This window comes from Flavobacterium sedimenticola (genome assembly GCF_030053345.1).
Taxonomy (GTDB): Bacteria; Bacteroidota; Bacteroidia; order Flavobacteriales; family Flavobacteriaceae; genus Flavobacterium; species Flavobacterium sedimenticola.
The window spans coordinates 1-8,151 of the sequence record NZ_JASGBP010000014.1 but is presented as its reverse complement, the minus strand read 5'-3'; the positions used below and the strand labels follow the sequence as shown (position 1 = coordinate 8,151).

The 8,151-nt window shown below is 41.3% G+C and carries 1 protein-coding gene; it reads left to right on the top strand.

From position 1 onward, the window contains the following. Positions 1-376: 376 nt before the first annotated feature. The coding region (locus tag QHT84_RS14035) for a beta strand repeat-containing protein (RefSeq protein ID WP_283240208.1) at positions 377-8,151 on the top strand (7,775 nt) is incomplete at its 3' end.

The following is an 8,151-nucleotide window of genomic DNA, read 5'->3' as shown; positions in this document are numbered from 1 at the left end:
CGCTAATATTACATTAGAACTTCTTACTATAGAAAATCCCTGCCATTGGCAGGGATTTTTTTTGGCATACACGAAATTGAGCTTGAGAGTCAAGATGTTGTTCTTGATTTTAGATTTTTGAGATGCCGTTGGTCTTTTTCTTTTAAGTTTATTAATCTGCGTTTAAAAAAAAAACGTAAGAAAAAGATGTAAAAATATTTTTCTCTTTTTCAGAGCTTTTCAGCCGTGTTACAATTTGTCGGATTTTTTGAGCAGTTTGTGGATGAATGACAGTATTTAGGGAATATTTTTTATCAATGTGTAAAAAAAATGTTAAATCCTGTATTTTGAAATCAAGCCAATATTCTATTTTAGCTCCAAATTCTAATACTAACTTATGTTTAAAAATTACAAGGCTTTGAGAGCAGACAGGGATGTCTTTCTCAAAAATGAAAATTCTATGCCATTTAGTGTCGGTTCGAAGACTACTAAAATGAAGTGGTTGTCGGGTTTGCTGTTGTTATGCTGTATGCTGTTTACAGGGCTGACGGCAAATGCACAGTTTTCGGGAACTACAGTAACTATGAATGGTTCGCCTGTAGCAGGTTCTCCATTTGCATCATTATCAGCCGCCATAACTGCGGTTAATGGACTTACAATAACGGGTCCGGTTGTGGTGACTTGTGGGACAGGTACAGAGACATCTCCTGCAGGAGGTTACTCTATAACGGCTACAGGTACTGCAGCAAACACTATTATTATTCAGGGTAATGGTGCGGCAAACAGTGTCATTACTGCGCCAGCACCAGCAGGTACCGCCGGTAACCTCAATGATGCTATCTTCAAAATTATTGGTGGGGATTATATCACTATTCAAGGGTTTGCCATGAATGAAAATGCTGCCAATACAGTTACTACGGCAGCTTCAAATACGATGGTGGAGTGGGGAGTAGCTTTATTGTATGCCAGTACCACTAATGGTGCTCAAAACTGTACGATTCAAAACAACACCATAACCTTGAATCGTACCTATCAAAATACGTTTGGTATTTACAGTAATTCAACACACTCTGCAACAACAATCACTACATCTGCCACAGCTACAACAACAGCCGGTGGTAATAGTGGTTTGAAAATTTACAGTAATACCATCACTAATGTCAACAACGGTATTGTTGTTATTGGTCCAACAGCTATTGCTGATGTCAATACCGGGGTTGAAATAGGAGGGTCCGGTTTGGGTAATACGATTACAAATTACGGAACCACCGGTACTTTTTCTGGTTATGTTAACATGTCGGGTACAACAAATGGTGTTTTAGTGCGAAATTGTAATGGCTATATTATATCCCATAATACGATTAGCAGTTCCAATGGAGGAGTAACTTCTGGAACCTTAAACGGTATTCAGCAAACAGCCTCGACGAGTGCACCTACGGCAACGTTTACCAATACGATTAACAACAATAGTATTTCATTAAGAAGTGGACTTGCTGGTGGCGCAGTAAATGGTATTTTAGTGGCTTCAGGCTCAGCTAGTGCTACCAGTACACAAAATATTAATAATAACGATTTTAATAATTTTAGTCATACTGTTGCTGCATCAGGAACAATTACATTCATCTCAACTTCTTCTACGCATCAGTTTACAAACATCAACAGTAATACTTTTACGGGTATTACGGTAAATACAACGGGAAGTGTCAACTTTATTGCGGCCAACTTTACGCGTCCGGCGAATGCAGTAACGAATGTCAATAACAATTCAATTGTAACCTCATTTACCAAAACAGGTGTTGGAGGAACTGTAAATTTTTATAATTCAAATTCCACAAGTCCAACTACGGTAACAGAAACGAATAGCGGAAATAATTTTTCCAACATTACCTTAACCGGAGCAACTACGGTCTCAGGTTGGATTAGTACTGATGGTTCAACTACGAGTCCGTTCGGACCTAGTAAAACAGTTACTAATAATACTTTTAGTAATATTACTACTGGTGCTTCCACTGTAACGCTTTTATCAGTAGGATATTCAAATAGCGGAAGCACTACAAACAATGTTTCCGGAAACACCATTAGTAATGTTGCCGGAGCATCGAGTATTACGGGGATAGCCTCGGCTCAAGGAGCACAGAATTTCTTCAACAATACTATTTCTGGTTTAACGACAACTGGTGGAAATACTGTTAGTGGTATTAGTATCAGCGGTGGTTCAACACAAAATGTTTATTCCAACGTAATATCAAACTTAGAGGCTAACAATGCTTCCGGTGCAGTTAATGGTATTTTAGTTTCTTCGGGAGCTACAACAACCTTGTATAACAACAGGATAGGAGATTTGCGCACACCAATAGCTAATGCAAGCAATCCTTTAGTAGGGATCAACATTACAGGAGGAACAACGGTAAATGCATACTATAATACCGTTCATATAAGCGCAAGTAGTACTGGTGCCTTATTTGGTTCCAGTGCCATTTCAGTATCTTCAACGCCAACAGTTACATTAAGAAATAATATTTTTAGTAATGTCTCTACTACAGCCGGAGCAGGTTTGGCTGTGGCTCACAGAAGATCGTCAACTACTTTAACTTCTTATGCAGCAGCATCCAACAATAATTTGTTCTTTACGAATTCATCGTATTATACTGATGGAACAAATACAGATGCAACCTTTGCCGCATATAAAACACGTGTTGCCTCTCGTGATGCTTCCTCAGTGTCCGAAAACGTTACTTCAACATTTTTAAGTACAACTTCAGGAAATGCTAATTTCTTAAAAATGAACACTGCTGTTGCGACTCAAGTTGAAAGTGGCGGTGCAGCTATATCAGGAATTACAACAGACTTTGAGGGGGATACTCGTAATGCCTCAACACCTGATATAGGGGCTGATGAGTTTGCCGGAACAGGTATTGATTTATCTGCGCCAAGTATCTCATATACTGCTTTAGGCAATTCAATTGCAACATCTACGAGATCTTTTAATAATGTGACTATGTCAGATGCTAGTGGTATTAATGGAACGGCAGGTACAAGTCCAAGAGTGTACTATAAAAAATCGACTGATGCGAATGATTTGACCGGTTGGAAATATGTAGAAGCAACAGGTTCTTCTCCATTCAGTTTTACAATCGATCATACCTTATTGAATGCCGGTTCAGTAACAGCCGGGGATGTAATTCAATATTTTGTAGTGGCTCAAGATGTAGCGGGTACACCAAATGTTGGAATTAATAGTGGAATATTTAATGCTGCACCAACTTCAGTAGCATTAACATCCGGAGCATTTCCTATCACAGGTACAATCAATAGTTATACAATAACACCTTCAATTGCAGGAACAAAAACAGTTTGTCCTTCAGGATGTGATTATGCAACACTTACAGTGGCAGGCGGTGCCTTTGAAGCAATTAATAATGCTACGGTATCTGCAAATGTTGTCTTACAAATTACAGGTGATTTAACGGCTGAAACGGGTGCTGTCAAATTAAATGAATTTGCTTCTCCTTATACTGTAACAATTAAACCGTCTGGATCTGCTAGAACAATTTCCGGAACTACAACAGGTTCATTACTAGGATTCAATGGTGCTGACAGAGTAATTATAGATGGTTCATTAAGCAGTACTTCAAATACAGTATGCCCGGCAAGTTCTGCTTCAAGAGATTTAACTATTTCGAATACCAATACAGGTACCTCAAGTGCTGTTGTATGGTTCCAAACAAACGGAGCGAATGGCGCTACAAATAATACGGTAATGAACTGTAATATTGTTGGAAATGCCAGTACAACTACTTTAGTTGGAATTGGATCAGGGAGTTCAACAATTAGCTCTTCTTCTTTAGGAACCGGAAACAATAACAATAGTTTTGTTAACAACAACATTACTAAAGTTCAAATCGGTATTTATTCTCAAGGAGCCAGTGCTGCAAATAAAAACACAGGAACAATAATTAACCAAAATCAAATTAACGGCACTGTGGCTTCTTCTAATAATGTTAGGATAGCTGGTATTTTTGTTGGTTTTGAAAATAACATTACTATTTCTGGAAACAATATTGCTAATGTCTCTGGTTCATCAGGAGATGGTTTTGCAATTGCATGTGGTAGCATAGGTATTTCAACGACGGCTTTTACCGGTAACGAAGTTATCAACGCCACGGTTACCAACAATGTTATTGATAACATTAGGGCTGCCTCTACATTCTCGGTTAGTGGTATTTATTTTGTTACATCGACGAATTCAGGAACTAACTTAATAGCAAATAATGCTATTGCCAATACTTCTATTAATGGTACCTCAGGTGATTTTGGATCGGGAATCTTTGTTGGTGGAGGAGCGGTATCAACCAATGTTTATCACAATACCGTTTTCATGAGTGGTACTGCTACAGGGGGTAGTCAGCCAAACTTTGCTTTAGCGATAGGAGGTAGTAACCCAGCTGTTAATGTAAGAAATAATATTTTCATGAATAGTGCTGTCACCGGTGGAGGTACAGGATTAGGAGTTGGAGCTTATGCTGTGGGTGTTGGCTATTCAACATTTACTAATTTAGTATCTAACAATAACAATTACTTTACTTCAGGAACTGAAGCGAAATTTGCCAAAACAGGTAGTCTTGCTACAGGATCCGGAACAGACGTTGCTTCTTTAGCAGCTTATCAAACTGCAATTGGTCAAGATGGCGCTTCTTTAAATACTAATACAGTATTTACTTCTGCGACAGATTTACGACCGGATTCACTTAATGCTGCTAATGTGACTCTTTCTACTGCAGGTGCTGATTTGACTGCAGTTGTGGCTTCAGATATTGATTGCGGTACCAGAACGGCAACACCGAGTTTAGGATTTAAACAATTTGCAGTAGCAGGTTGTACTGCAGCTTCAGGGGGAACAATTTCACCGGCAACACAGTCTAAATGTGTTGGTCAAACAGTTTCGATGACTTCAACAGGTTTTGATTCCGGTTCCGGAATTTCTTATCAATGGGAAGTCTCTTCAACCTCGGGCTCTGGCTTTGCCAATGTTACCGGTGGTACAGGAGCTACCACTACATCGTATACCAGTGCAGCACTTACAGCCGGAACTTATTACTTCCGATTGAAAGTTACTTGTACTCCGGCTTCTGCAACAGGATATTCTAATGAATTGGTGGTAACGGTTTATCCTAACCCAACTGCTAGTGCCTCGAGTAATTCCCCTGCTTGTATAGGTGGTACTTTAAACCTTACCGGTACTACTGATGTAGGAACAAGTTTTACATGGACAGGCCCTAATAGTTTTGCCAGCACAAACCAAAATCCTTCCATTTCTTCCCTAACGGCTGCTGCCGCAGGAACCTACAGCTTTACAGCTACTGCTAATGGTTGTAGTTCGACAGTGGCCACAACTGTAGTTGCGGTTAATACAACTCCTGTTGCTCCAACAACATCAGGGTATAACGTTTGTTTGAACGGAAGTGTTCCTGTAGGTCAAGGGTTAACAGCATCTACCACTTCTACTTTAACAGGTAGCCAGACACTTAGTTTTAATGTGACGGCTCAACCAACGGAAACCCTTGTAGCTCCGGGCACAACAGTTGCTTCGGCAACAATGAATGCTTTACCTGCCGGCGCCACAATAACTAGTGTTGTTATCAATTATCCAGGTTTAGTTGCTTTGAGTAGTTCATGGAGAGCTGACATTAGATTAGGTTTAGGTGGAGCAATAGTAAATGCTGCTGCAGCCGACCCTTCTGCAGCAAACTCTGCGGGAACACTTAATTACACTCGCACAGCTACAACCGGTATTACATCCACAAACACAGGTGGTACAGTAAACTTATTGTATTGGGATAATGTTGATGATAATACTTCAGGTGCTGAAGCCACTTTCCCAACCGGTAACGGTGTGGCCACCGTAGTGGTAAATTACAGCTATCCGGCTACTATACAATGGTACACTGCTGCTACCGGAGGGACTTCAATCGGATCAGGGTCACCATTTAATCCGGTTGGTTTGGATCCTGCTTTACCAAATACTTCAGTTTCCGGAAATTATAATTATTATGCAGAAGCTGTTAACGGAAGCTGTGTGTCAACACGTACCTTAGCGGTATTTGCTGTGGGCGCCCCGCTTACGGCTAGTGCAAGTGCGGCTCCTGCTACTCCTATCTGTGCAGGAACTTCAGTAACTCTGTCATCAGCATTCACAGGTGGTGGCGGTAGCAATACCTACTCATGGAAAGTGGGCGGTACAGAGGTTAGTACTGCTGCTTCATTTAGTGTAACACCAGCTGTTACTACTACCTATGACCTTACAATAACTGATGCTTGTTTTCAAACAGCTACAGCTTCCGTAACGGTAACCGTTAATCCATTACCTGCTGCTGTAGTGGTATCCGGAGCAGGAACTTTCTGTTCCAATGCTACAATCACCGCTGATAATGGAGGTGATGGTACTATTTATTTCCAAGGAACTACGAGTGACGGAACTTCTACCGCTACTGCTTCAGTTTCCCAAGCCATAAGTACCTCAGGAACTTATTATTTCAGAGCGCAATCTGCAGCAGGATGTTGGGGTGTTCAAGGGTCAGCAGTTGTGGTAATTCAAACGCCTGTTAGCATCACTACAACTCCGGCTTCTATCTGTCAAGGAGGTCCTTCAGCTGCGTTGGAAGCATCGGCGAGTTGTCCGATGATTTATGTTGAAAACAATACCTTTACTATGGCAAATATACCTTCAACCGGAGCGCCAACCTATGTGCGTTCTTCTGGAGGGACTACTTATTCATCTAGTCAAACGGTGGCCTATTCTACTCAAGTTTTCAGACCTACCGTTACGGGTAGTTATGTGATAAACGGTTGTGCCAGTGGAGATACCCACATGCAATTGTATATTTCACCATTTACACCAGGTACTCCTGCCGTTAATTTCCTAGAAGCAAATGACGATGGTAATACTTTATGTTCAAGTGACCCAAGAATAACCAGAACTTTAACAGCTGGAGTTGATTATGTTTTAGTATACACACCGTTTAGTTCTGGTGTAGCAGTGACAGGTATTACTATAACAGTAACACCTCCTGTTGGCGGTGCCATCCAGACACCTACCGGTGCAGGTGTATTGAACTGGTATGCTGATGCGACCTCTTCTACAGTATTGGGTACAGGGGCATCTTTTGACCCAGTTGCCAGTGGTGCTATGGCTAATACGAATACACCGGGTACTACAACTTATTATGTGGCTTGTTCTTCTAGTTCTGCTTGTAGAACAGCGGTTAATTTTGTAATTACACCATCAGTTGTTCCTACCTTAAACTTCACAACCACTCATCCGGGTGAATTCTGTGAGGGTACCAACGTAACCTTTACAGCGACTACAGCTAATTTGAGTGGAGGAACCGCTAATTATGACTTTAAAGTGAATGGTAATTCGGTTCAAAACGGAGCTTCTAACACCTATGCTACCACTACTTTAGCTGATGGTGATACCGTATCGGTAGACGTTACCCTTTCGGGGGGTACTTGTTTGAGTACAAATTCGTTAAACGGTTCTATAGGTGTTACGGTGAATCCTAATCCAACGATTACGGCCACTGCCGGTCCTAATGGAACTATTTCGCCGGTAGGCGTGACTACGTTGCCATGTGATGGTTCAGGAGACAGAACCTATACCATTACTCCGGCTCCTGGTTATTTAATCAGTGACTTAACAGTAGATGGTGTTGCTTCTACGTCTCTCACTACAGGTTCTTATGCTGCGGGAGGTACTTATGTGTTTACTGATGCGGACTTGTTTACCGACGTATTTGTGAATCACACGATTAACGTAACGTTTGCTTTAGCTTGTACGAATTCAACGGCTCCAACCGGAATTACCGGAATTACTTCTATCTGTAACGGCGGTAGCACTACCTTAACCGTTCAAGGCGGAACTATGGGGTCTAATGCTGTAGTACAGTGGTTTACCGGATCTTGCGGAGGAACATCGGCCGGCACCGGTAATAGCATTACCGTGTCACCAACGTCAACCACAACCTACTATGTACGATATAGTGGTGATTGTAATGTTACCAGCTGTGCTTCGGTAGCGGTTAATGTGGTAGCCAATGTAACGTGGTACCGTGATTTTGACGGTGACGGCTTTGGTGATTTGGCTACGACTACGTCTAACTGTACGCAACCGGT